Raw genomic sequence first — 24682 nt, forward strand, 5'->3', positions numbered from 1 at the left:
GCTCAGCCACGGACCGACAGCGCGTGGTGAAAAACGTTGCGCGGGTCCCAGCGGGCCTTGACACGCTGAAGGCGCGCGTAGCCGTCGCCGTAATAGAGCGCGTGCCACGGAACGTCCGACTGGTTCCACCGCGGGTCGGCCAGGTCGGCGTCCGGATAGTTGATGAACGTGCCGAAGCCGCCGTCCTCGGCCGGGACCCCGCCGCTCGCTGCGTAGATCTTCCGGTAGAACTCGCGGATCCACGTGAGGTTCCGGTCGTCGCCCTTCGCGTCCTCCCAACCTGCCAGATAGCCGATCTTGAAGATCGAGTCGCGGTGCGCCACGGCGGTCGCCCCCGGCGCCACCGCGTTGACCTGGCCGCCGTAGGTGTTGACGAAGAAGTGCCCGTTGTCGAAGTCGGTCCTGGCGAGCTGCTCGTACGCGACGGCGGCCTGCGCGTCGGTGAAGCGCCGCCGCCGGTAACCCGACTTGATCTTGATCCGGTAGAACGGCGCGGGACCCCCGTCGAAGCCGTACCGTGTCGCGTGGAGCCACGCCATGGCGGACGTCCTTGGTTGGGGACGAAGGTCGAGCCCGCGGTGGAGGGCGCCCATCAGATCGGCCAGTATTCGTTCGGCGCCGCTGTCACTGACCACTTGTCCCGTCAAAGTGGCGTTCTCGGCGGGTTTGGAAAAGATGAACTCGCCGTACAGGGGCGCCATGGGCGAGCCAGGCGCCGAGTTGCGCTCACCCCACTCGCCGTAGTTGCGCAGGAGCCGTACGAAGGCCTCCCGGTCGAGCTTCTCCCACGGCCAGTCCACGGTGAACGTGAGGACAGTGCCGGGCGGCTTCGGCAGCGCCGCCTGCTCTCCCGGAGACCGGAACCAGTAGCGCGTGACAACACCGAAGTTGCCGCCGCCCCCTCCCGTGTGGGCCCACCACAGGTCACGGTTGGGATCCGAGGCCTCACGTGTGGCCACGACGCTCCTCACCTTCCCCGCGCGGTCCAGGACGACCACCTCCACGGCATACAGGTGGTCCACGGAGAGACCGTCCCTTCGGCAGAGCACCCCGTAGCCGCCGCCCGCGATGTGCCCGCCCACTCCGACATCCGGATGGGTCCCGCCAGGAAGGGCCACGCCCCACCCCACGTACAACCGGCGGTAGACCTCGCCCAGCGTGGCGCCCGCCTCGACCATGAACGCCTTGCGCCGGCGGTCGTAGTCGACCGCCGTCATCCCGGACAGGTCGATGAGCACCCGCACCGACGGATCGTCGACGAAGTTCTCGAAGCAGTGACCGCCGCCGCGCACGGCCACCCGCCGGCCCGTGCGCACCGCCCTCTCGACGGCCCGGACGACGTCCTCGGTGGACGTCGCGACCCGGATCTCCTCGGGTCTGCCCTCGAAGCGCCGGTTGTAGCCCCGGAGCACCAGCGAGCGGTAGCGCGGATCGCCGGGGCCGACCATGACCGGATCGGTACCGGCCGCCGCCGGGCTGATCTGCCCGGCCAGCGGCACGGACGCCACGGCGATGCCGCCGCTGCGCAAGACAGTCCTTCGGGTGTGCTCGACCACGTGGCCTCCCCATGTTGGCCGCCCATGCACGGGACACTATGAAGCCGAGATCACCCGGACAAGGGAGCTTCCACCCCCAACCAGGTAGAGAAAACCCCACCTCCGTAGCCCGACCTGATGCCTCCCGCCAACGCCGATCTGAAGGCCGCCCGGCGACCGTGTCATCCGGCCGCGGCGGGCAATGCGTGGCGTGATGCCACGCCTGCGCAGCCAGCGCCGCAGACCAGTCGGCGCTTGGCGCGCATTCTCGGCCGATGGCTTCCGGACGCCGCGACGCTGTCGCTCGACCCCATCAGGAGGTCGCCTCCGTCATCGCTGAGCCTCCGATCCAAACGTCCACAAAAGCCCAGGTGGGAACGTTCCATGTGCGAGGTCTGCCGGACCTGTCCTACCGTCTTCGGCAGCGGGCCCGCACCCCTCGTTCGTTTCCAGACAAAGAGGTTCTCCATGACCATCCTCGTGACCGGAGCGACCGGCACCGTGGGCAGGCACGTGGTCGATCGGCTCCTCGCCGCCGGACGGCCCGCCCGGGCGCTCACCCGCAACCCGAAGACCGCCGGGCTGCCCGACGGCGTCGATGTCGTGCAGGGCGACCTGAACCGTCCGGGCGACCTGTCCTTCGACGGGGTCGAGGGCGTGTTCCTCATCCCCGGCGTCTTCGATCCAGAGCACGCGCCCGACCTCGCGGAAGCCTTCGTCAGCCGCGCCGCCGCGGCCGGGGCCGCCCGGATCGTGTCCCTGACCAGCTCTGGCGTCACGACCCGGCGGGCCGGCTTCTACGAGACGCTGCACGCGGTGGAACAGGTCGTCGAGAAGTCCGGGGCGGCCTGGACCCACGTGCGGCCCGGCGAGTTCGCCGTCAACAAGCTCGACTTCTGGGGCGAGTCAATCCGCAGGGAGAACGTGGTCCGCAACGCCTACCCCGACGGCGTCGGCGTCCCGATCCACGAGGCCGACATCGCCGAGGTCGCAACGATCGCCCTGCTGGAAGAGGGTCACGCAGGCCAGGCGTACTCGGTGACCGGCCCGGAGGCGCTCACCCACCGGCAGCAGGCGGAGGCGATCGGCACCGGGCTCGGCCGTACCCTCACGTTCGAGGGGCTGACGTACGGGCAGGCCCGCCGCGCCTACATCGAGGCCGGGCTCCCGATGGAGATCGCCGAGTTCATCCTGGGCTACCAGGCCGAGTACGCCGAAGAGCCGCCGTCGGTCTCGCCCACGTTCGAGCAAGTGACCGGGCGGAAGGGCCGCACGCTCGCGCAGTGGGCGGCCGACCACGCCGCCGAACTGGCCCCGGCACACTGACGGCCGACGGCACGAGGCGGGGTGGTGCGGTGAGGTCTCGGCCCGCCGCACCACCCCTCCGTCGGCGGCGCCTGATCCGGCCCGTAGCCGGGCGGGTCACATGCCGCGCGGAGGACGGCCGGTCGGCGGCCGCCCAGGTCGCCAGCGGCACCAGGGCCGGGGCGACGTCGAGGAGGGGTGTTGGCCAGCCGAACCGGTATCCCAGCCCAGCCGCTGGCCGCTCTGTCCGCTCAAGGTCGCGTCGCCGCCCGGCCCGTAGTATCGCGGTTGCCCGTTCGTCAACAAGCGCCAGGCCGTGACTGTGGTTGAGCGTTGTCACAGCTCATTGCGGTGAGCATGGGGCGTTGTTGGTCGAGTGAGCTCGAACAAGGGGGCTTCGCAGCTCAACACCGACGAACTCGCCCCGTGGCTTGGGGACGCGGCCGGGAGAGCGGTGCCGGCGCGGCAGTCAAGACGACCGATCCACCGCCGCACGGTGGTGTCACTCCAGCAGCTCCCCGATCCCACCATCGACGACGAGTGCGCGACTCGTCGTCGATGGTGGACAGTCATGTCCTTGCCCTTGATTGCTCGGTGACCGATCAGTCGGGCCTGAACGTATGGACGGTGATGTCGGAGGTGACGGTGCCAGTCGCCCGCAGTAGTTCGAATGCGATGCGCAGTTCCTTCTGCCCCATGCTTTTACAGTCCAGCCGGGTCTTGCGGGCGTTGTAGGCGGAGTTGTTGTTCAAACTCCACCGGCCGGTGAGCAGTCCGTCAGAGTCGATCTCCGGTCTGAGTTCCCCGCCGATTCGGGCCGGCGGCCGGAGCCGGAGCAGTCTGGTCACCCGGTCATACGATGCCCCCGCCGCGAGATCGGCGTGCTTGAGCCCGTGGTCGGGGAGCCCTCTGCTCTCAAGGTAGACCCGCCTTGGGTAGAGACTTGCATACGAAGGGTCTTGCTCGGGCGCGATACGGATGTCGCCCTGAGCATCGATAAGCCAAAGGAAGGTCAGCGACGGGTCGAGCATGCTCACCTCCAGCGGCGCTCCTCGCCGGATGATCTGGACGGTGGGCGGCGAAATATAGGGCCGCTCAAATCCGCGTCCGCGGACGAATATCCGGCTCGGCCTGCCGAGCCGGTCGAGCAGCTCGTCCCTCCGGCTCGGCGAGATCCGGTCCTGCTCGACAGTCAAAACGATTCCAGCTTTCTATTGTACGACAACCGCCACAACGGCAAGCTGAGGTACACTTCGCGCACATACATTCTGAGTTCCATTCCGGGCGAGACGAACCGCATGCCACTCAGTACCGTCCGGAGAACTTCTGATCGGACCAGCACCATAGCGGGGCGACCCCACCCCGAGCCGTGACGCGGCCGGGGAGGTCATCGCCCATCTGCGTGCTCAGCAGACGGCGCGAGGCGCCACCTGCGGGGGAGTGGGCGAGACCGGCGCGACGGACGCGGCGCTCTTCGGCGTGGACACCGATGACGAGCATTGCGAAGATGCCGCACACGATTCCGGCAAGGAAAACGGAACCGTTCACCACCCGCGGCACCACGGTCACCCCCTTCGCGCCCATGGCACATGGGAGGGCTCCCGCAGCATCAGTTCGCTTCGCGCGCTGATACTGCTCGGACCCGGCGCCCTCTCATCAGAGCGCAGAACACCGCCGCCCTCCAGAAGTCCCTGATCTACGGGCTCCCAAGGCCACGAATGCCGCAAGAGAGATGTACCAGTGAATGGCTCCTGCGGCGTACGGACCCGACGATCGAGCACTTGTACAGAAACTGTCGGCCAGGAAAAGCGCGGGGGAGAGGCTTAGTGGAGCTGCGCCGAAGCGTCATCGGGGAGCTTGAACCGAGTGGCCCGCAAGTGCGCCAGGACCGGCGAGATCCTGGCCAGATCACGCGCTGCTTGAGCGGCCACCTTGGTGTAGAGGCTGGTCGTGGCCAGGTTCTTGTGACCGAGGACCGCCTGTAGCTCGTTCAGGCCGCCGCCGTTGCGCAGCACCCCGACGGCGAAGGTGTGCCGGAAGACGTGGGCGAGTTCGCCTGGGGGGCGGGGGACACCCGCCCAGCGGAACCACAGGTCGACGCGGTACTCGATCATGCCTGAGGTGATGGGGGAGCCGTTCAGTGCGATGAACAGCGGGTCGCCGGGGTCCACGGTCCCGAAACGTTGCTCACGATCGGCGAGGTAGTCGTCGACGCCGTCGACCGCGATGTCGTCGATGGGGACGTTGCGGTCTGCGGCCCCCTTGCCGTGTAGCCGAAGCAGACAGCCATTGAGATCCCGGACCAGGTCGGCGACCGTGAGGCCGCACACCTCGGCCGTGCGCGGCCCGGCCCCCGCGAAGACCGCCAGCAGTGCGCGATCCAGCAGCACCCACTGGCTCCACGCCCCGGGCCGCGGCGTGGAAGCGGCGCGGACGACCTCGCCGAGCTGCTCGTCGGTCAACGCGACCGGCAGCCGCTCCGGGATCTTCGGGACCTCCAAGTCGTTGGTGGGGTCGACAGACAGGCGTTTGGTCTTCACCAGCCAGCGGCACAGGCCGCGCATGGCGGAGATCCGCACGGCGCGGGTGCGTGCGCTGAGGCCGAGGCGGTGGAAGGCCGCTGCGCACATCAGTAGCGATTCTTCGGTGAGATGTGCGGGCTGCAGGAGATCGCGCGGGTCGGTGCCGTCGGGCACGGTGATCTCATGGATGTCGGCGAGTTCGCGGGCCCAGCCGGCCAGTGCCTCGCGGTAGGTCTTCTCGGTGTTGTCAGCGATTCCACGGCCGGCACGCTTGGTGTCGAGCCACCGGTCCTGCAGGAACGAAAGGTTCTCCGGCGTCTCATCGGTTCTTGCGGTCTCGCCGTTGAACACGTCCACAACCCTCCAAATACACTCTTTTCCAGGATAATTCATATTATCCTGGAAAAATCACCGCGCGTCCACCTCGCACCACACCTGACGACGCACAATCTCAAGCAGAGCCAACGACGATCCACCTCCCCTCACCCCGAATCGCTCAGCAGCACGAGACGATGAATACCTCCATCGTCGCAAGCGGTTCTGCACCCTCAAGGCCAAACAGGATGGAGCCGAAATCGGCTGCCGGCACGACCATTTATGAGCCCACACGAGCAAATGTGAAGTCCCATGCATGAAAACAGCCCAGGTCCGCCCAGACCGCCGAAGACCTTGGTCCAGCAGCAGGCTCGCTGGGAGCGACACCGACCGTGATCAATGGCCAACTGGTCGGCCAAGTACCGTGACAATGGCCATGAGCGCTGGCGAGCGACATTGGTGGTTTGGAGTCCTGCTCCGGCCGTGTCGTTAGTTGGTCGATAATGAGCATTATGTTAAGTAGAGGTGATTCGGGTGGTGCCCGAGAGGTTTGTTCGGGCGTTGGACGTCTTCGAGGCGGTACTCGCCGGGACGCCCGCTGACCGGTGGCTCTCCCCCTCGCCGTGTGAGGGCTGGGCGGCGGTCGACGTGGCCGGGCATGTGACGGCGGGCCTGCTGGTGGTCGAGCTGCGGGCCGCCGGGCGTCCGCTGCCCGAGGACGATCCGGACTGGCACGAGGTGGCCGGCGCGGATCCGCTGGAGTTGCTCGTCCACGCGTGGGATCTGGCCCAGGCCACCGGGCAGTCGGTCGTCTTCGACGCCGATCTGGTAGGTCCCGCGCTGGCGACCGCGCGGGAGATGGCGCCTGGCGGTCGGGAGGCGGGCATGCTGGGTCCCGAGGTCGCCGTCCCCGGCGATGCCGGCGACCAGGCGCGCTTGCTGGCGCTCTTCGGCCGCTCCCCCGTGGGCGCGTGAGATGACCCCAGGTCGTTACAGAAAGTGACGATTCCGTCGGGCCTCTCCCCCGTCGATTTCCTGGTGCGCGGGTGGCTTCGCGGCGGTTAGGGTGCGGGCATGCGCCGACGACATTGATCTTCACCTGAGGCAGGGCTCGCGCGGAGGCTGTACGGCTACGCGTTCCTTGAGGATTTCGTCCTTCTGTACCCGGTGTACGCGGTGCTGTTCGCCGAGACCGGGCTCTCCCCCGCGGCCGTCTCGTCCCTGTTCGTGATCTGGTCGGTCACGGCGTTCGCGCTGGAACTGCCGTCCGGTTTGTGGGCGGATGTGTTCTCGCGGCGGTTGCTGCTGGTGGCCGCTCCCCTGCTGGCGGGCGCGGGTTTCGGGCTGTGGGCCTTCTTTCCTTCGTATCCGGCGTTCGCGGCAGGTTTCGTGCTGTGGGGTGCGGGGTCGGCGCTGCGGTCGGGGACGATGCAGGCGCTGGTGTACGAGGAGCTGGAGCGGGTGGGGGCGCCGGGCGCCTACGCGCGGCTGGTCGGGCGTTCTGAGGCGGTGTCGCTGCTGGCGGTGGTGGCGGCGTCGGCGGTGGCGTCGCCGGTGCTGGCGGTGTGGGGATACCGGGGGCTGGGTGCGGCGAGCGTGGCGGCGTGTGCGGGGTGTGCTGTCGCGGGGTGGTTCCTGCCGGAGTCGCGGGGTGGCGGTGAGGGCGCGGAGGAGCCGTCGTTCGGGCGGGTGGTGCGTCAGGGGTGGGCGCAGGTGCGGGGTGAGCCGGCGGTGCGGCGGGCGCTGGTCCTGGTGACGGTGCTGGAGGGGGTGACCGCGCTGGACGAGTTTGTGCCGCTGCTGGTGCGGTCGACGGGGGTGGCGGCGTCGGCGGTGCCGTTGCTGGTGCTGGTGGTGACGGTGGGTGATGCGGTGGGTGGTTGGTCGGCGGGCCGGGGTGCGCGGTGGCTGGCGCCTGTGCTGGGCGTGGGTGCGGTGTGTCTGGCGGTGGGTTCGCTGGGTGGTCGGCCGGGTGGGCTGGTGCTGGTGGCGGTGGCGTTCGGGGTGTTCCGGTGGGCGATGGCGTCGGCGGACGCGCGGTTGCAGGAGCGGGTGGGTGACGGGGCGCGGGCGACGGTGACGTCGGTGGCGGGGTTCGGGGCGGAGGTGGTGGCGGTGCTGGTGTACGCGGGGTATGCGCTGGGGTCGCGGTGGGCGGGGGCGGGGGTGTTGATGGGGGTGGCGGCGGTGCCGTATGTCGGGGTTGCGGTCGTGCTGGGGTTGAGGGCCCGGCGTGGGCGTGTACATCCGGAGGTGTAGGCGGCGGGTGGTCGGTACGCGAAAGGCGCATGGCGGTTCAACGCTCTCGCCGGATTCGCGGGCGGCGGGTGCGGGCCGAGGATCGTGAGGTCGTTGCGGATCGATTCTTGGAGTGTGTGCTCATGGGTGGGGACCCGCTGGTTCTGGCGCGGGTGCAGTTCGCGTTGACGGCCGGCACGCATTTCCTGTTCGTGGCGCTGACGCTGGGGTTGGCGACGCTGGTGGCGTTGACGCAGACGCGTGCGACGGTGTCGGGCAGTGCGGTGCATGCGCGGATGGTGCGGTTCTGGGGGCAGTTGTATGTCATCAACTATGCGGTGGGGATCGTCACCGGGTTGGTGATGGAGTTCCAGTTCGGGTTGAACTGGTCGGGGCTGTCGCAGGTGACGGGGAACGTGTTCGGTGTGCCGCTGGCGCTGGAGACGATCGTGGCGTTCTTCGTGGAGTCGACGTTTCTGGGGTTGTGGATCTTCGGGTGGGGCCGGTTGAACCGGTGGGTGCATCTGGCGCTGATCTGGGTGGTGACGTTGACGGCGTATCTGTCGGCGTACTTCGTGCTGGTGGCGAACGGGTGGCTGCAGCGTCCGGTGGGGTTCTCGATGGTGGACGGTGTGGCGCGGCTGGACGACGTGGGGGCGCTGCTGGCGAATCCGACGGCGTTGCTGGCGTTCTTCCACGTGCTGTTCGGGGGGCTGCTGACGGCGGGGTTCTTCATGGCGGGGGTGAGTGGGTTTCACCTGCTGCGGCGGACGGCGGAGGTGGAGTTCTTCCGGCGGTCGATGCGGATCGGGTTGCTGGCGGTGATGGTGTCGGTGATGCCGGTGGTGGTGTTCGGCGGGATGCAGTTCCAGTACGCGCAGCCGACGAAGACGGGCGGGCACAGGGCGGCGGCCGCGGTGGCGGATTTCACGGCGCGGTTCGGGCCGGACGACTATCGGGCGCCGGTGCTGGCGGGGGTCGGTGAGGGGCTGATGGTGACGATGTGGTTGCTGATGCTGCTGGTGGCGGCGGTGGCGCTGGTGAAGTTCCCGTTCGGGCGGTGGCTGGTGCGGGGGCGGGTGTTCCACGTGTTGATGATCGTGGCGGTGCCGCTGCCGTATGTGGCGATGGTGTCGGGGTGGGTGTTCCGTGAGGTGGGGCGGCAGCCGTGGATGGTGTACGGGGTGCTGAAGACGCGGGACGCGTTGTCGCCGGGTGTGGGGGCGGGGGCGATCACGGTGTCGTTCGTGGCGTTCTCGGCGCTGTTCGCGGTGCTGTTCGGGGTGAACGCGTGGCTGCTGGCGCGGTTCGCGCGGCGGGGGCCGGAGGGGGCGGGGCTGGGCGCCTCTCCCCCGGTGGAGCCGGTCGCGCCGGTGATGAGCCCGACGTTCTGACAGGAGCCTGGTGATGGATTCTCTCGCGGTGGTTTTGCTGGCGGTGTTCTCGGCCGGGTATCTGGTGCTGGCGGGCGCGGATGTCGGGGTGGGGATGGTGCTGCCGTGGCTGGGGCGGGATCAGCGGGAGCGGCGGTTGGTGATCGCGTCGTTCGCGCCGTTCTTCCTGGGCAACGAGGTGTGGCTGGTGGCGGCGGCGGGTCTGGTGGCGGGTGCGTTCCCGGGGTTGGAGCACGGGTTGGTGGCGGAGTTGTATCCGCTGTTCGCGGTGCTGCTGTTCGGGTGGGTCGTGCGGGACATGGGGTTGTGGCTGCGGGGGCGGGTGGACGCGGCGGTGTGGCGTGGCGGGTGTGACGCGGCGGTCGTGGCGGGGAGTTGGGCGTTGGCGCTGGCGTGGGGGGCGGTGCTGGGGTCGGTGCTGGCCGGTGGCGGGCTGGGTGTGGGGAGTGTTGCGGGGTTGCCGTTGGCGTTGCTGTTCGCCTGGCATGGGGTGGGGTTCGCTCGGTGGCGGTTGCCGGTGGGGCTGGCGGAGCGTGCGGGGCGGGTTCCGGCCCGGTACGGGTTGTCGGCGCTGGTGATGGCGGGTGCGCCGGTGGTGGCCGGGGTGCAGGTGGAGTGGTCGGAGGTCGTGGCGGAGGGTGCGGGGTTGGCGATGACGGCGGTGGTGACGGTGGTGGTGCTGCCGTTGCTGTTGGCGTCGCAGGCGCTGGTGTGGTGGACGTTCCGGGGGCGTGTGGAGTCGCCCTCGTACCTTTAGGCGGGTCGGGGTGAAAGCGGTCGAGCGGCGTCTGCTGCGGTTGGTTCCTGGCCGGGTGATGGTGCTGCTGGGGGTGCTGGCGGCGGGTCAGGGCGTGCTGCTGGTGGTGCAGGCGGAGTTGCTGGTGCGGGCGGTGGCGGGGCTGGATGCGGGGCCGTTGCCGTGGGTGGCGGTGGTGGTGGCCGGGCGGGCGGTGCTGGCGTGGGCGGTGGCGCTGGTGGCGGGCCGGGCCGCGGCGGGGGTGAAGCGGGGGTTGCGGGGGGCGCTGCTGGAGCGGGCGGCGGGTGATGCCGGGGCGCGGGTGACGTTGCTGACGCGGGGGTTGGACGCGGTCGATCCGTTCTTTTCGGGTTATGTGCCGCAGGTGGTGGCGGCGTGTGCGGTGCCGGTGGTGGTGCTGGTGCGGCTGGTGGCGGCGGATTGGGCGTCGGCGCTGGTGGTGGCGGTGACGGTTCCGCTGGTGCCGGTGTTCGGTGCGCTGGTGGGGATGCGGACGGCGGAGTTGACGGGCCGGCAGTGGGGGCTGCTGCACCGGTTGGGCGGGCATTTCCGGGACGTGGTGGCGGGGCTGGGGACGTTGCGGGCGTTCGGTCGGACCGGTCATCAGTCGGTGGTGGTGCGGGAGTTGGCGGGTGAGCATCGGCGGGCGAGCGTGCGGGCGTTGCGGGTGGCGTTCCTGTCGTCGCTGGTGCTGGAGCTGGTGTGCGCGTTGTCGGTGGCGCTGGTGGCGGTGCCGGTGGGGTTGCGGCTGCTGGGCGGGGAGATGGCGCTGGCGACGGGTCTGCTGGTGCTGGTGCTGACGCCGGAGGTGTATCTGCCGTTGCGGGCGTTGGGGCAGCGTTTCCATGCGAGTGCGGAGGGGGTGGCGGCGGCGCGGGAGGTGTTCGCGGTGCTGGACGCGCCGGGGGTCGCCGGGTCCGGGGGCCGGGTGGTGGCGGGTGCGGGGGCGCCGGAGATCGTGCTGGAGGAGGTGACGGTCCGGTATCCGGGGGCGGCGGAGGCGGCGTTGGATCGGGTGTCGCTGCGGGTGGGGCCGGGTGAGCGGGTGGCGGTGACGGGGCCGTCGGGGGCGGGCAAGTCGACGCTGCTGCTGGTGCTGGCGGGGCTGGTGTCCCCCGATTCGGGGCGGGTGCTGGTGGACGGGGTGGATCTGGCGCGGCTGGAGGTGGAGGCGTGGCGGGCGCGTGTGGGGTGGGTGCCGCAGCGTCCGCATCTGTTCGCGGCGTCGGTGGCCGACAACATCCGGCTGGGTGATCCGGGGGCCGGGATGGAGCGGGTGGAGGAGGCGGCGCGGGCGGCCGCGGCGGATTTCGTCGGGGGTCTGCCGGAGGGGTTGGGGACGGTGCTGGGTGAGGGCGGTGCGGGGTTGTCGGCGGGGCAGCGGCAGCGGTTGGCGATCGCGCGGGCGTTCTTGTCGGGGGGGCCGGTGATGTTGCTGGACGAGCCGACGGCGCGGCTGGATCTGCACAGTGAGCGGGTGCTGGTGGAGGCGGCGGTGCGGTTGCTGGCGGGGCGGACGGCGGTGCTGGTGGCGCATCGTCCGGCGTTGGTGGGGGCGGCGGACCGGGTGGTGCGGTTGGAGGGCGGCCGGGTGTGCGCGGAGGCCGGTGGGCGGGCCGGGGAGGTGGCGGCGTGAGGGGCGCGTCGGGGGTGTGGGGTGCGGTGCGGCCGCACGCGGTGCGGCTGGTGGCGGCGGGTGCGGCTGGTGCGGCGGCGGAGCTGTGCGGGCTGGGGTTGATCGCGGCGGCGGCGTGGCTGGTCGCGCGGGCGTCGCAGCGTCCGGAGTTGGCGGCGCTGTCGTTGGCGATCGTGGCGGTGCGGGGGTTCGCGCTGGCGAAGGGGTCGCTGCGGTATGTGGAGCGGCTGGCGGGGCATGACGCGGCGTTGCGGGCGCTGGCGGAGTTGCGGGGGCGGGTGTTCGACGCGTTGGCGGCGGCGGGTCCGGGGGCGCGGCGGGTGCGGGACGGTGACGCGCTGACGCGGATGGTGTCGGATGTGGACGCGGTCCAGGATCTGTTGTTGCGGTGCGTGCTGCCGGTGGCGGCGTCGGTGGTGTGCGGGGTCGCGGGGGTGGTGGTGTGCGGGCTGGTGGAGCCGCGGGCGGGGCTGGTGCTGGCGGTGGGTCTGCTGGTGGCGGGGGTGGTGCTGCCGTCGGTGGCGGTGGTGGCCGGTGGGCGGGCGGCGGCGCGGATGGCGCGGGGGCGTGAGCTGTTGGCGGTGCGGTCGCTGGACGTGCTGGAGGGGGCGCGGGATCTGGCGATGTTCGGTGCGTCGGGGCGGTATGCGGAGCGGGCGCGGGTGGCGGTGCGGCGGCTGGAGCGGGCGGAGCGGTCGGCGGCGCGGGCGGCGGCGGTGGTGGCGGCGGCCGGTTTCGTGGTGCAGGGCGTGGTGGTCGCGGCGGTGGTGTGGGTGGGGTTGCGTGCGGGTGTGGACGAGGTGGGTGCGGCGGTGCTGGCGTTGACGGCGCTGGTGGCGGTGGAGTCGGTGCTGCCGCTGGCGGGTGCGGCGCAGCGGTTGCGGGAGGTGGCGCCGGCGGTGCGGCGGGTCGGGGCGGTGCTGGCCGCTCCCCCGGAGTCGTGCCCGGGGCGTCCGGCGGCGGTGGCGCGGGGGCCGCTTGCGGTGGAGTTGCTGGGGGTGCGGGTCGACTACGGGCGGGGGGCGGTGCTGGACGGGGTGGATCTGCGGGTGGAGCGGGGCCGGCGGGTCGCGGTGGTGGGGGCGAGCGGCGCGGGCAAGAGCACGTTGCTGGCGGCGGTGTCGGGGGATGTGCCGGTGGTGTCGGGTGTGGTGCTGGTCGGTGGGCGGGACGTCGGCGGGTATGCGCCTGGGGATGTGCGGGCGGCGGTGCGGGGGTTGGCGCAGGACGCGCATGTGTTCGCCGCGTCGGTGCGGGCGAACGTGCTGCTGGCGCGTCCGGGCGCGGGTGAGGCGGAGTTGTGGGCGGCTGCGGAGCGGGCGCGGTTCGGCGAGGTGGTGCGGGTGTTGCCGGAGGGGTGGGACACCGTGGTGGGGGCGGGTGGGCGCGGGCTGTCGGGCGGGCAGCGGCAGCGGTTGCTGCTGGCGCGGGCGTTGCTGGCCGATCCGCCGGTGCTGGTGCTGGACGAGCCGGCGGAGGGGCTGGATCCCGAGGCGGCGGACGTGGTGACGCGGGATCTGCTGGAGGCGCCGGGTGGCGGGACGCTGCTGCTGGTCACGCATCGGCTGGCGGCGTTGGGGGCGGCTGACGAGGTGGTGGTGCTGGATCGGGGGCGGGTGGTGCAGCGGGGCCGGCATGGGGAGTTGCTGGCGGTGGCGGGCGCTTACCGGGATCTGTGGGAGGCGGAGCTTCTGGCGTCTCGGGCGGTGGCGTGCTGACCCTGGTGGTGGTTGTGGAGTGCGTGGGCGAGTGCGGTGATGGCGTCGGGGATGGCCGAGGTGGGGACGGCCGCGTAGCCGAGGACCAGTCCGGGCGGGTGGGGGCGTTGTGCGTGCCATGACAGCGGGTGGGTCTTGACGCCGTGTTCGAGTGCGGCCGCGGCGAGGTCGGTGTCGCGGAGGCCGGCCGGTGGGTCGGGGAAGGTGATGGTGAGGTGCAGTCCGGCGGCGGCGCCGTGGACTGCGGCGGTGGGCAGGTGCGCGGTGATGGCTTTGATCATCGTGTCGCGGCGGTGTCGGTGGCGGCGGCGCAGTAGCCGCAGGGTGCGTTCCATCTCGCCGGAGTTCATGAGTTCGGCGAGGACGAGTTGCGGGAGGGCGGCGTTGCCGAGGTCGGCGAAGCGTTTCTCGGCGATGACGGCGTCCAGGTGCGGGGGCGGCGGGAGGATCCAGCCGATCCGCAGGGCGGGGGCCAGGAGTTTGGAGACGCTGCCGAGGTAGAAGGTGTGGTCGGTGAGCAGGGAGCGCAGTGCGGGGACCGGGGGGCGGTCGTAGCGGTGCTCGGCGTCGTAGTCGTCTTCGATGATCAGGCCGCCGGCGGCGGCCCAGCGGGTGAGGTCGCGGCGGCGGTCGCCGCCGAGTACGGCGCCGGTGGGGAACTGGTGGGCGGGGGTGAGCAGGACGGCGGGGGCGCCGGTGGCGCGCAGGCGGTCGACGCGGATCCCGGCGGTGTCGACGGGGACGGGCGGGGTGGCCATCCCCCAGTGCGCCAGGTGCTGGCGGACGCCGAGGGAGCCGGGGTCTTCCACGGCGATCCGGTCGATGCCGCTGTGTGCGAGGACGCGGGTGGTGAGGGCGAGGGCCTGGGCGGTGCCGGCGGTGATGATGAGGGCGGCGGGGTCGGCGTTGATGCCGCGGTAGCGGGCGAGCCAGGCGGCGACGGCGGTGCGCAGGGCGGGGGTGCCGCGCGGGTCGCCGTAGCCGAGGCCGGTGGCGGGCAGGTCGCGTAGGACGGTGCGTTCGGCGCGCTGCCAGGCCGCGCGGGGGAAGGCGGCGAGGTCGGGCAGGCCGGGTGACAGGTCGATGCGGGCGGGCAGGTCGCGCAGGGTGTCGAAGACGTCCGGGCCCGGTTGCGGCGGGATGGGTGCGGGGGGCGGTGGTGGGGCGGTGGGGGTGCGGGTCTGGCCGGTGGTGCTGCGCGGGGCCGGGGTGAGGGGTGCGGCGACGACGACGGTGCCGGCGCGTCCGCGTCCGGCGAGGTGGCCTTCGTCGGCCAGGCGCTGGTAGGCGTCGGTGACGGCGCCGCGGGAGACGCGCAGTTCGGCGGCCAGGAGGCGGGTGGCGGGCAGGCGGGTTCCGACGGGCAGGCGGCCGTCGGCGATGGCGGCGCGGAGCCGTCCGGCGAGCCAGTCGGTCAGTCCGCCGTGGGGGGCGTCGGCGGGGTCGAGTTGCAGGAAGTCCGACCCTCGCGTTGTGGCCCGGTCGTTCTCGGTGGTTTTGGACCTGTCCATCAGGCCGTTGTGGGGCCACGGTGGACGCATGGAGACCACGATGGCGGGCGGGCACGGCGGCTATGTGCACGGGTACTCGGGGCGGGAGGCGCGGCGGCTGGGTGATCAGGCCGATGTGCTGGCGGCGCTGCTGCACGACGGGACCGCCTATCCGGCGGGTTCCCGGGTGCTGGAGGCGGGGTGCGGTGTCGGGTCGCAGACGGTGCGTCTGGTGGCGCGCTCCCCCGGTGTGCGGTTGACCGCGGTGGATCTGTCGCAGGCGTCTTTGGACCGGGCCCGTGCGCGTGTCGAGGCGTCCTTTCCGGAGGCTCTGGTGCGGTGGATGCGCGCCGACCTGCGGGACCTGCCGTTTCCCGATGCGGCGTTCGACCACGTGTTCGTGTGCTTCGTGTTGGAGCACCTGCCCGATCCGGGGGCCGCGCTGGCGGGGCTGCGGCGGGTGCTGCGGCCCGGGGGGACGCTGACCGCCGTCGAGGGCGACCACGGGTCGGCGTTCCTGCACCCCGACAGCGCCCACGCGCGCGCGGTGATCGCCCACCAGGTCGCGTTGCAGGCGGCGGCGGGCGGCGACGCCCATCTGGGGCGCAGGCTGGGCCCGCTGCTGGCGGGGGCCGGGTATGGGCGGGTCGGTGTCGTCCCGCTCACCGTCTACGCCGACGGGTCGCGGCCCGATCTGGGGCGGGCCTTCACCCGCGGCACCTTCACCGCGATGATCGAGTCGGTCCGGGACGAGGCGGTCGCGGCGGGGCTGGCGACCGCGGCCGACTTCGACCGCGGGGTCGCGGACCTGCGTCGTGCCGCGGGCCCGGAGGGCACGTTCCACTACACGTTCTTCAAGGCGACGGCCGTGAACCCCCGGTGACCGCCTCCCCCGTCCCGGGTCTGGCCCGGGACGGGGGTCAGTGGTCGGGCAGGAGCGGGCCGAGGGGGCCGAGGTCGAGGTTGAGGTCGTGGTCGTCGAGGTCGAAGTGGTCCTTGAGCCGGGTCATCGCCTCGTCCAGGCGCATCAGCGCCAGCCCCAGGTCCTCGACCTGCTGGTCGGTGAGGTCGCCGCCCTCGGCGCGGCGCAGCGCCTGCCGCTCCATCAGCTGGCGGATCAGCTCGACCAGGGTCAGGACCAGTTTCACCAGATCCCGTTCGACCGTCTCGGGGTCGGAGCGCAGCCGCTGCATCGTGCGGGAGGACCGCTCGCGCAGGTCCGCCTCGCGGACCGGCGCGGCGCGCACCGGGGAGTCGTCGGAGGATTCGGTGCGTCCCGCCAGGATGTCGTCGGTGAAGGGGTCCCCGACGGCGGGGTCGTGCACCGACGCCTCCCCGCTGACCGGTTCGCCGCTCCCCCGCCCGCCGCGCGCCGAGGGGGCGCGGCCGGTCCCGGGAGGGGCCTCGTCATGCGGGGGGTCGTGCGGGGGCTCGCGGCGGTCCGGGCGGCTCATGGCCGTTCCTCCTCGGGGAGCAGCTCGTCGCGGACGGAGGTGATCAGCGCCCGCAGGGACACCTCCACCAGGTCCACGCCCGCGATCGAGATGACCAGGTCGCCGGTGATGACGACGCCGCCCGCCAGGAGCCGGTCCAGCAGGTCGACCAGCGCGATCCGCTCCATCGGGGCGTCGCGGCCCTGGTCCAGGACGGCCGTCACACCGCCCCCGGCTCGATGAAGGAGTAGGGCGGCCAGGGACCGGTGACCTCCACCTCGATGCCCGCCGGCCTCTCGGCGGCCGCCCGCGTCACCGCCAGGAACCCCTCCACCTGCTGCTCGTCCAGCAGGTAGGCGACGTTGAGGATCTGCGTGCCGTCCCTGCCCGACAGGCGCGGGTCCTGGGGCGGGTGGTGCCGGGCCGCCACGGCGTGGTCGGCGAGCTCGGCGTGCACCGCGTCGGCCTGCTCGCCCACCCGGCGTCCGGCGGCGGCGCGGCGGCGGCGCTCCTGCTGCCGGCGCCGCAGGTAGGCGGTGCCGGCCCCGCCGGACGCGCCGGCCCCGGGGGCGTGCGCGGCGCCCTGCGCGGGGGCGGGCCCGGTGGGGGGCTCGGCGCCCGGCGCGGGCCCCCCACCGGAGTCGGGGCCGTCCTCGGCGGGGTCGCCGCGCAGCAGCCCGGGATCGGCGTAGGCCTTCACGCCCCACTCCGAGCGGCCGGTGATCAGGTCGAGGACCTCGGTGAACCGGCCGCCCTCGTCGACGAGCACCTCGGCGACGCGCGCGTCGTCGCGGTAGATGGTCGCGATCCGCACCGGGGCGGTCGGGGCGGCGTGCGCGGCCCGGTCGACCACGGCGTGGTGGGCGCGGGCGGTGGCCTCCAGCCACTCCAGGTCCTCCAGGTTGGCGCGCAGCGCCGCCTCCCCGTACTCGGCGAGGCGGACGGTGCTGACCAGAGCGGTCAGACCGGCCGCGACCACGCCGCGCACCGGCGCGCCGGCCACCCCGGCGGCGTCGCCCAGCACGGCCGGGTCGAGGTCCCGCGCCACCCCGTACAGGTAGACGCCTGCGTCGGCCGGTTCGGTGTCGCCGTGGTCGCCGGCGGTCCGTCCGGTGATCCCGGGGGCGGTCATGATGGGGTCTCCTTCCCGTCTCCGGTGCGTTCGGCGGCGCCGTCGGCGCCCGCCTCCAGGGCGGCCAGGCGTTCGCGCAGCCGCCGGTTCTCCTCCAGCAGCTCGCGGTCGCCCTGGCCGTCCACCTCGGTGTCGTAGACCGCGAGGATGTCCGCGGAGTCGGGGATGCGGTGGGTCTCCACGACCTCCACCGTGACGCGCCAGCCCTCCTCCGTGCGCTCCATTCCCACGACGCTCTCGGCCCGGCGGCCGGTCATCGCCGTGACGTGCTCCACCGCCCGTTCGGCGGCCTTGGACGCGGACGACATCACCGGCCTCCTAGCCGCCCGGCTGGTAGCCGCGGGCGCGGCCCTCGTTCAACCGGCGGATCAGCTCCTCCTCGCGCTCGGCGGCCTCCTCCTCGGTGATCTCGCCGGCGGCGGCCTCGTCGGCCACCTGCTGCATCTCCGCGGCGATCCGCCCCGGGTCGTACAGCTGCGCCTCGGCCTGCTCGGTCAGGGTCTCGGCCAGCCACATCACGCCCTTGACGGGCGCCAGGGGCGCGGTGACGAGCCCGGAGAAGAATCCCATCGCCTTTTCACGCCTCCGGAACGAAGTCGTAGGGCGGCAGCGGCCCGATCAGCCGGATGCGGATCCGGTCGCCGTGCTCCCGGCCGAGCTTCTCCACGGCCTCCTCGAACGCGGCGCGGCGGTCGGAGCGGACCAGGAACGAGGCGTCCAGGACGTCCTCCTCCCGGGCCGGGGTCTTGCGCGTGAACGCCTCGGCCGCCGAGGCGGCCCCGTCCAGCAGGACCTGCTCGTCGCTCTCGCGGAGCCGCTGCATCGACTGCGCGATCAGCTCGCCGAGCCGGACCCGGTCGTAGTAGACCGCGTCGGCGGCGTCGGCCGGGACCTCCCGCAGCCGCTGCGACAGCTCGGCGACCTCCGGGTCGTTCTGCATGATCTCGCGCAGCACCGCGTCCTCGACGTAGGTGCCCTTGACGCGCAGCTCGATGCGGCCCTCCAGCTGGTCCAGGACCTGCCCGAAGCGCTCGGAGTTGCCGGCCAGCAGTTCCTTCTCCACCGCGCCGCGGTCGGCCAGGGCAGCGCCGAACCGGAACGGCAGGACCACGGTCCCGGCGTCGACCAGCGCGTTCAGGACCCGCTGGTGGGCCACCAGGTCGGCGCGCTCGCCGAGAGCCCGGTCGGCCGGCAGGTCGCTGACGACCGCGGCGGCCGTGCCGCCGTCCTCGATCAGCGACACCGGCCCGTCGTCCAGCCCGGCCAGGTCCGCGGGCAGCGCCGCGCCCGACCGGGTCACCCCGTACACGTACTGCGGGATCGGGGCCCCGGCCTCAGAGCCGCCGGGGTTCGCGGGCGTGCTCATTCTTCCCCGTCCTCCTTCTTGCGCGACGAACGGCGCCGCGCGGGCGGCTCGTCGTCCTCGTCGTCGGAGTCGCCGCCGAAGGTCTCCTTCAGCCGCTCCTGCGCCCCCTCCAAAGCGCCGCGCGTCTTCTTCTTGGCGCCCGACCTCCTGCATTCCGCCGACGAACTCCGGCAGGCCCTGCGAGGTGCCGTCGTGAGCGATGTCCAGACGGTTCACCGCCGCGGCAGGGCCGCGGGACACCGGGCCGCGACGCCCCGCGCCGCCTGGCTCACCGCAGGCTTCTGACACCCCGGCCCGCCCAGGACCAGCGGGTCAGATGCTCCAGAGGCGGCGCTTGCGGTAGCTGGGCTCCCACATCACCCGGTTCAGCTCGCGCAGCGGCTTGGGCAACGCCGCCAGGAACCGGCTGCGCTCCACCGGCCCGATCCCGTCCACCACCCACGGGACGAACAGCGGCGTGCCCGCCTCGGCGGCCAGCGCCCGCAACTCCGCGCCGGCCAGCACCGACTCCGCCAGCGGCAGCGCGCTCGCCTCCTCGTGCCGCAGATGCCGCTCCAGCGCCTCGCGCAGCTCCCCCACCGCGGCCGGCAGGTCACCGCCCCGCCCCGACGCGGCCGCCATCGCCGCGTCGACGCGGGCGATCAGCGGGTCCAGGCGGGCGTGGTCGGCGCGCATCTCCTCCAGCACCGCCCGCTCGGCCCGGCGCCCCGCCACCGCGCGCTCCACCCGCGGCCACAGCCACCCGTCCCCCAGCTCCGAATGCAGCCGGATCTGCTCCTTGAGGTTCTCCCAGCCCGCGCGCACGTGCGACGCCCCGCCCTTGCCCGCCGCCGCTGCCGCCGCGAGCCGGTCCAGATCCCGGCGGAACGCGTGGTGGGCGGCGTGCAGGAGGGTGCGGCAGGTCGTGTCGCGCGGCTGGACCGCGAAGGTCTCCATACCTGTAAGAGGCCTCCGGCGGCCGCCGATGTGACGTCCCGCGCGGCGGAGAGACGCACCTCACACGCGGGCGCGCCGCCCGGTCAGCCGGCGGCGAGCAGGTCCACCGCCGCGCGGGTGAACGCCCGGACCCGGGCCGTCTCGGCCCCCGCCCGCCACGCCAGGCCCCACTCCAGCGGCAGCGCGCCGTCCAGCGGCACCCCCTCGCGCATCCGCGTCGGCCCGGGCCCGGCCCGCCCGTCCTGGGCCGGGCCTGACGACACCGGCTCAGGCCGGGGCGGACAGCCGGATCGAGGCGAGCCTGGCCGGATCGACGACGATGTGGATGCCGGTGATCCGGCCGTCGGCCACGGTGAAGGCGATCACGGAGAGGGGCGTCCCGTCCGAGCGCCAGGACATGTGGCCCGGCACGCCGTTGACCAGCACGGGCCTGTGGCGGGCGGCCGCGCCGGAGAACATGCGGGCGCCGGCGGCGACCTCGGTGGCGCCGAGCGTGACGACCACGCCGCCGGGGGTGTCGACGGTCAGCCTCACGTCCGGGTCCAGGACCCGCAGGAGCGCCGCGAAATCTCCGCCGAGGGCGGCGGCGCGGAACGCCCGGACCGCCGCGCGGTGCTGGCGGCCGGGACCCGCCGGCCGGTCCGCGGCCCGGACCTTGCGGCGGGCGCGGCTGGCGGCCATCTTCGCGGCGTCGGCGGACCTGCCCAGGATCTGGCCGATCTCGTGGAACGGGACCGCGAACATGTCGTGCAGGACGAACGCCAGCCGCTCGCTCGGAGTGAGCGAGTCGAGCACGACCAGCAGCGCCAGGCCGACCGCATCGGCCAGCGCGGCCTGCTCGTCCGGCGCCGGGTCGTCGGCGGGCGTCGCCACGAGGTCCGCGAACCGCTGACCGCGGTCGGCCTCGGGGCGTGCCTGGCGCGATCGCAGCACGTCCAGGCTGATCCGGCCGACCACGGTGGTCAGCCAGCCCGCCAGGTTGGCGATGGCCGCCTCGTCCTGGCGGACCAGGCGCATCCAGGCCTCCTGGACCACGTCCTCGGCGTCGGCGTGCGATCCCAGCACCCGGTAGGCGACGGCGCGCAGCCGGTCGCGCTGGGCCTCGAACACCTCGGCCGCGAGGCCGGACGGGCCGGCGGTCACGGCTCCCGCCGCTGACGCAGCGAGACCCGGTTGCCGTCCGGGTCCACCGCCTCGACGCGGACCCCGAACGGATAGTCCACGGGCTCGGCCTCCTCGAAGACCACACCGCGCCCGCGCATGATCTCGAAGTCCCTCCGCAGATCGTCGGACTCGAGGATCAGCGGGCCGGGCGCGGCGGGCTCCCCCGCCCCGCCCGGCCGTCCCGCGGCGGCCGCATGCGACCACAGGATGATCTGCACCGGGCCGCCGGGAACGCCGGCGGTGAGGAAACGCCCGTCGGGCCCCGGGAAGTCGGCCCCCTTCTCCAGGCCGAGCCCCTCGGTGTAGAAGCGCAGCGCGCGGTCCTGGTCGGTGACGTAGACCGTCACGTACATGATGGTGGTCAGCACCCTGTCCTCGCTTCACTCGTCGATGCGACGACCGTTCGGATCGCGTCGTCACACCCATGACGGGCGCCGGCGGGAGAAGGTAACGGAAGGACCCGGCCGCCGCCGCTCAGGCCCCGGGGGGATCGTCGGCGTCGAGGGCGGCGGCGATGCCGTCCAGGACCAGGGCCAGGCCGCCCTCGAACGCCTCCCGCGCCGCCTGCTCCAGGTACGGGACGTCCTCGGCGGCGCCGATCTCGTCCTCGGCGTCCAGCCAGGCCACCAGCGGGAACCGCGCGGCGAACCCGGGCGCCAGCTCCCCCAGGGCCCCGGCCCGGCCGTACCACCACGCCTCCTCCGGCAGGCCCGTCGCCCGCACCGCCTGCCGCGACTCGGCGAGGGTCTGCGCCGCGCCGCGCACCACGCTCGACAGCGCCGACACCGCCCGCCGCACCCGCCGCGCCGGCAGCCCGGTGCGGGCCAGCACGCCCAGCAGCGCCTCCAGCGCCCGGTACTCGTTCGGGCCGAGCACCGGGCGCGCCTGCGACACCTGCAGCATCCACGGGTGCCGCAGGTAGAACTCCCAGGAGTCCTGCGCCCACCGGGTCAGCGCCGCCCGCCAGCCGTCGGCGTCGCCGTAGCCGCCGGGCAGCTCGGCCAGCGCGCGGTCGTACATCAGGTCGACCAGCTCGGCCTTGCCCGGCACGTAGGTGTACAGCGCCATCGCCGTGCGGCCGAGCCGCTCCCCGACCGCGCGCATCGACAGCGCCGCCATCCCCTCGGCGTCCGCGACGGCGATCGCGGTGTCCACGATCACCTCCACGCTCAGCCCCGGCCGCGGTCCCGGCCCCGTGCGGGGCGCCTGCGCGCCGCGCCACAGCAGGTCCATCGAGCGGCGCGGGTCGCCCTGCCCGGCGAAGACGACCAACGTGCATCTCCTTATGCCATAAACTGTCGAGTTCGAGTAACTCTTTACGCCCTAAGATACCAAGCGAGTGAGGAAGCCCATGTCCCTCCAGCCGACGACCGCGCAGCCCGAGCCGCCCGCCGGCGCGCTCCGGGCCGCCGACGCCCACGACGTCATCGAGGTCCGCGGCGCGCGGGAGAACAACCTCGCCGACGTCAGCCTGGACGTCCCCAAGCGCCGCCTGACCGTGTTCACCGGAGTGTCGGGGTCGGGCAAGTCGTCCCTGGTGTTCGGCACCGTCGCCGCCGAGTCGCGGCGGCTCATCAACGAGACCTACACCGCGTTCGTGCAGGGCTTCATGCCGAGCGTCGGCCGCCCCGACGTCGACGCGCTGCGCAACCTCAGCGCCGCGATCGTGGTCGACCAGGAGCGGATGGGCGCCAACTCCCGCTCCACCGTCGGGACCGCCACCGACGCCCACACCATGCTGCGCATCGTCTTCAGCCGGATCGGCGAGCCGCACGCCGGCACCTCCTCGGCGTTCAGTTTCAACAACGCCGAGGGCATGTGCCCCGACTGCGAGGGGCTCGGCCGCGCCTCCCGCGTCGACCTGGACGAACTGGTCGACCGCGACCTCTCCCTCAACGAGGGCGCCGTGACCGTCCCCAACTTCGGCGTCGGATCCTGGTACTGGAAGGTCATCGCCGACTCGGGGCTGTTCGACGCCGACGCCAAACTGCGCGACTACACCCCCGCCCAGTGGGACGACCTGCTCCACAAGCCCGCCACCAAGATCAAGAGCAGCGGCATCAACACCACCTACGAGGGCCTGCTGGTCAAGGTCAAGCGGCTCTACCTGGACAAGGACACCGAGTCGCTGCAACCCCACATCCGCGCCTTCGTCGAGCGCGCCGTCGCCTTCAGCGCGTGCGGGGCCTGCGGCGGCGCCCGCCTCAACCCCGCCGCGCTCGCCAGCCGCATCGCCGGGCTCAACATCGCCGACTGCGCCGCCATGCAGATCAGCGACCTGGCCGCCGTCGTCCGCGAGATCACCGAGCCGTCCGTCGCGCCGGTCCTGGCCGCCCTGCAGGACACCCTGGACTCCCTCGTCGAGATCGGCCTGGGCTACCTCAGCCTGGACCGCGAGTCCCCCACCCTGTCGGGAGGCGAGGCCCAGCGCGTCAAGATGGTCCGCCACCTCGGCTCCAGCCTCAGCGACATCACCTACGTCTTCGACGAGCCCACCGCCGGGCTGCACCCCCACGACATCGCCCGCATGAACGACCTGCTGCTGCGCCTGCGCGACAAGGGCAACACCGTCCTGGTCGTCGAGCACAAGCCCGAGACCATCGCGATCGCCGACCACGTCGTCGACCTCGGCCCCGGCGCCGGCGCCGAGGGCGGCCGGATCTGCTACACCGGCGACCTCGCCGGGCTCCGCGCGTCCGGCACCCTCACCGGACGCCACCTGGACCACCGCGCCCGGCTGCGCGAGAAGGTCCGCGAGCCGTCGGGGCACCTGGCCATCAAGGGCGCGAACCTGCACAACCTCAAGGACGTCGACGCCGAGATCCCCCTCGGCGTCCTCACCGTCGTCACCGGCGTCGCCGGATCGGGCAAGAGCTCCCTGATCCACGGGGCGCTGCCCGGCCGCGACGGCGTCGTCGTGGTCGACCAGTCCCCCATCCGCGGATCCCGCCGCAGCAACCCCGCCACCTACACCGGGCTGCTGGACCACGTCCGCACCGCCTTCGCCAAGGCCAACGGCGTCAAGGCCGCCCTGTTCAGCGCCAACTCCGAAGGCGCCTGCCCGGCCTGCAAGGGCATCGGGCTGGTCTACACCGACCTGGCGATGATGGCAGGCGTCGCCTCGGTGTGCGAGCGGTGCCAGGGCCGCCGCTACACCGACGAGGTCCTCACCTACACCCTGCGCGGCAAGGACATCAGCCAGGTCCTGGCCATGCGCGTCGCCGAGGCCCGCGAGTTCTTCACCGCCGGGCAGGCCCGCGCCGTCCTGGACCGCCTCGCCGACGTCGGCCTGGGCTACCTCGGACTGGGCCAGCCCCTCACCACCCTGTCCGGCGGGGAGCGCCAGCGCCTCAAGCTCGCCATCCACATGGCCGAGAAGGCCGGCACCTACGTCCTGGACGAGCCCACCACCGGCCTGCACCTGGCCGACGTCGACCAGCTCCTGGCCCTGCTGGACCGGCTCGTCGACGGCGGCAACACCGTCATCGTCATCGAGCACCACCAGGCCGTCATGGCCCACGCCGACTGGATCATCGACCTCGGCCCCGGCGCCGGCAGCGACGGCGGCCGCGTCGTGTTCACCGGCACGCCCGCCGACCTGGTCGCCGGCGCCGACACCCTCACCGCCCGCCACCTGCGCGACTACGTCCACAACACCTGACCCGGCCCGGCCCGCCGGCGCCCCCGGCGGGCCCAGGCCCGCACCGGCGCCGGAGCCGGGGACGCGCGGCCGGGGCCGGG

The 24682-nt window shown here is 72.8% G+C and carries 25 protein-coding genes; 9 read left to right on the plus strand and 16 right to left on the minus strand.

The annotated features are described in order from the left end of the window. Positions 1-2 precede the first annotated feature (2 nt). Positions 3-1529 carry an FAD-binding oxidoreductase gene (locus tag ACQEU6_RS06535; protein WP_499329688.1) on the minus strand — a complete coding sequence of 509 codons (1527 nt, stop codon included), beginning with the start codon at positions 1527-1529 and terminating at the stop codon, positions 3-5. Positions 1530-2003: 474 nt separating this feature from the next. On the opposite strand from ACQEU6_RS06535, the gene ACQEU6_RS06540 reads away from it, so the two are divergent. Continuing rightward, positions 2004-2861, plus strand: coding sequence for an NAD(P)H-binding protein (locus ACQEU6_RS06540; RefSeq protein ID WP_499329689.1), 858 nt, complete (start codon positions 2004-2006; stop codon positions 2859-2861). Positions 2862-3442: 581 nt separating this feature from the next. Here ACQEU6_RS06540 and ACQEU6_RS06545 read toward each other — a convergent pair. The 3 genes from ACQEU6_RS06545 to ACQEU6_RS06555 all read right to left on the minus strand — a co-directional run bounded on the left by ACQEU6_RS06545 (position 3443) and on the right by ACQEU6_RS06555 (position 5719). Next, the gene (locus tag ACQEU6_RS06545) at positions 3443-4036 is read right to left on the minus strand and encodes a hypothetical protein (protein ID WP_499329690.1); all 594 of its coding nucleotides are present in this window, start codon (positions 4034-4036) and stop codon (positions 3443-3445) included. Between the two features lie 109 nt (positions 4037-4145). Continuing rightward, positions 4146-4424 carry a hypothetical protein gene (locus ACQEU6_RS06550; protein WP_499329691.1) on the minus strand — a complete coding sequence of 93 codons (279 nt, stop codon included), beginning with the start codon at positions 4422-4424 and terminating at the stop codon, positions 4146-4148. A 239-nt stretch (positions 4425-4663) separates the two neighbouring features. Next, positions 4664-5719 (minus strand): tyrosine-type recombinase/integrase, encoded by a 1056-nt coding sequence (locus tag ACQEU6_RS06555; protein WP_499329692.1) that lies wholly within the window; start codon positions 5717-5719, stop codon positions 4664-4666. A gap of 495 nt (positions 5720-6214) precedes the next feature. Here ACQEU6_RS06555 and ACQEU6_RS06560 point away from each other — a divergent pair, with 495 nt between their 5' ends. The 6 genes from ACQEU6_RS06560 (at position 6215) to cydC (ending at position 13420) form a co-directional block, all read left to right on the plus strand. Continuing rightward, positions 6215-6652 carry a DinB family protein gene (locus ACQEU6_RS06560; RefSeq protein WP_499329693.1) on the plus strand — a complete coding sequence of 146 codons (438 nt, stop codon included), beginning with the start codon at positions 6215-6217 and terminating at the stop codon, positions 6650-6652. A 192-nt stretch (positions 6653-6844) separates the two neighbouring features. Beyond that, positions 6845-7936, plus strand: coding sequence for an MFS transporter (locus ACQEU6_RS06565; protein WP_499329694.1), 1092 nt, complete (start codon positions 6845-6847; stop codon positions 7934-7936). Between the two features lie 29 nt (positions 7937-7965). After that, entirely contained in the window at positions 7966-9309 is a 1344-nt protein-coding gene (locus ACQEU6_RS06570) for a cytochrome ubiquinol oxidase subunit I (protein ID WP_499329695.1), read from the plus strand. A gap of 13 nt (positions 9310-9322) precedes the next feature. Further along, on the plus strand, positions 9323-10066 hold the full coding sequence (locus ACQEU6_RS06575; protein ID WP_499329696.1) for a cytochrome d ubiquinol oxidase subunit II: 744 nt from the start codon (positions 9323-9325) through the stop codon (positions 10064-10066). A gap of 10 nt (positions 10067-10076) precedes the next feature. Beyond that, entirely contained in the window at positions 10077-11702 is a 1626-nt protein-coding gene (gene cydD, locus ACQEU6_RS06580; RefSeq protein ID WP_499329697.1) for a thiol reductant ABC exporter subunit CydD, read from the plus strand. Beyond that, on the plus strand, positions 11699-13420 hold the full coding sequence (gene cydC / locus ACQEU6_RS06585) for a thiol reductant ABC exporter subunit CydC (RefSeq protein WP_499329698.1): 1722 nt from the start codon (positions 11699-11701) through the stop codon (positions 13418-13420). Before cydD ends, cydC begins: the two co-directional genes overlap by 4 nt. Here the strand turns inward: cydC and pdxR are convergent. Beyond that, positions 13366-14931, minus strand: coding sequence for a MocR-like pyridoxine biosynthesis transcription factor PdxR (gene pdxR, locus ACQEU6_RS06590; protein ID WP_499329699.1), 1566 nt, complete (start codon positions 14929-14931; stop codon positions 13366-13368). The genes cydC and pdxR overlap by 55 nt on opposite strands. A 28-nt stretch (positions 14932-14959) precedes the next feature. On the opposite strand from pdxR, the gene ACQEU6_RS06595 reads away from it, so the two are divergent. Next, positions 14960-15793 carry a class I SAM-dependent methyltransferase gene (locus ACQEU6_RS06595; protein WP_499329700.1) on the plus strand — a complete coding sequence of 278 codons (834 nt, stop codon included), beginning with the start codon at positions 14960-14962 and terminating at the stop codon, positions 15791-15793. 37 nt (positions 15794-15830) lie between these two features. Here the strand turns inward: ACQEU6_RS06595 and ACQEU6_RS06600 are convergent, their stop codons facing one another. The 11 genes from ACQEU6_RS06600 to ACQEU6_RS06650 all read right to left on the minus strand — a co-directional run bounded on the left by ACQEU6_RS06600 (position 15831) and on the right by ACQEU6_RS06650 (position 22213). Continuing rightward, entirely contained in the window at positions 15831-16364 is a 534-nt protein-coding gene (locus tag ACQEU6_RS06600; protein ID WP_499329701.1) for a gas vesicle protein K, read from the minus strand. Beyond that, positions 16361-16567, minus strand: coding sequence for a gas vesicle protein (locus ACQEU6_RS06605; RefSeq protein ID WP_258939748.1), 207 nt, complete (start codon positions 16565-16567; stop codon positions 16361-16363). Before ACQEU6_RS06605 ends, ACQEU6_RS06600 begins: the two co-directional genes overlap by 4 nt. Continuing rightward, positions 16564-17475 (minus strand): GvpL/GvpF family gas vesicle protein, encoded by a 912-nt coding sequence (locus ACQEU6_RS06610; protein ID WP_499329702.1) that lies wholly within the window; start codon positions 17473-17475, stop codon positions 16564-16566. The genes ACQEU6_RS06605 and ACQEU6_RS06610 overlap by 4 nt, the downstream gene beginning before the upstream one ends. Continuing rightward, the gene (gene gvpO / locus ACQEU6_RS06615; protein WP_499329703.1) at positions 17472-17783 is read right to left on the minus strand and encodes a gas vesicle protein GvpO; all 312 of its coding nucleotides are present in this window, start codon (positions 17781-17783) and stop codon (positions 17472-17474) included. The genes ACQEU6_RS06610 and gvpO overlap by 4 nt, the downstream gene beginning before the upstream one ends. Before the next feature lie 10 nt (positions 17784-17793). Beyond that, positions 17794-18045, minus strand: a complete 252-nt coding sequence (locus ACQEU6_RS06620) for a gas vesicle protein GvpG (protein WP_185024558.1) — start codon at positions 18043-18045, stop codon at positions 17794-17796. Positions 18046-18052: 7 nt separating this feature from the next. Next, positions 18053-18841, minus strand: a complete 789-nt coding sequence (locus ACQEU6_RS06625) for a GvpL/GvpF family gas vesicle protein (RefSeq protein ID WP_499329704.1) — start codon at positions 18839-18841, stop codon at positions 18053-18055. A gap of 312 nt (positions 18842-19153) precedes the next feature. After that, positions 19154-19777: a hemerythrin domain-containing protein gene (locus ACQEU6_RS06630; protein ID WP_499329705.1), complete on the minus strand. Its 624-nt coding sequence runs from the start codon at positions 19775-19777 to the stop codon at positions 19154-19156. Between the two features lie 83 nt (positions 19778-19860). Then, the gene (locus ACQEU6_RS06635; RefSeq protein WP_499329706.1) at positions 19861-20040 is read right to left on the minus strand and encodes a hypothetical protein; all 180 of its coding nucleotides are present in this window, start codon (positions 20038-20040) and stop codon (positions 19861-19863) included. 4 nt (positions 20041-20044) lie between these two features. Then, entirely contained in the window at positions 20045-20920 is an 876-nt protein-coding gene (locus ACQEU6_RS06640; protein ID WP_499329707.1) for a sigma-70 family RNA polymerase sigma factor, read from the minus strand. Continuing rightward, positions 20917-21309 carry a VOC family protein gene (locus tag ACQEU6_RS06645; RefSeq protein ID WP_499329708.1) on the minus strand — a complete coding sequence of 131 codons (393 nt, stop codon included), beginning with the start codon at positions 21307-21309 and terminating at the stop codon, positions 20917-20919. The genes ACQEU6_RS06640 and ACQEU6_RS06645 overlap by 4 nt, the downstream gene beginning before the upstream one ends. A 106-nt stretch (positions 21310-21415) precedes the next feature. After that, the gene (locus ACQEU6_RS06650) at positions 21416-22213 is read right to left on the minus strand and encodes a TetR/AcrR family transcriptional regulator (RefSeq protein WP_499329709.1); all 798 of its coding nucleotides are present in this window, start codon (positions 22211-22213) and stop codon (positions 21416-21418) included. 79 nt (positions 22214-22292) lie between these two features. On the opposite strand from ACQEU6_RS06650, the gene ACQEU6_RS06655 reads away from it, so the two are divergent. Next, complete coding sequence (locus ACQEU6_RS06655; RefSeq protein ID WP_499329710.1) at positions 22293-24602, plus strand: ATP-binding cassette domain-containing protein; 2310 nt, start codon at positions 22293-22295, stop codon at positions 24600-24602. The last annotated feature ends 80 nt before the right edge of the window (positions 24603-24682 follow it).

Origin of the sequence: Spirillospora sp. CA-108201, assembly GCF_050936235.1 — a bacterium.
Taxonomy (GTDB): domain Bacteria; phylum Actinomycetota; class Actinomycetes; order Streptosporangiales; family Streptosporangiaceae; genus Spirillospora.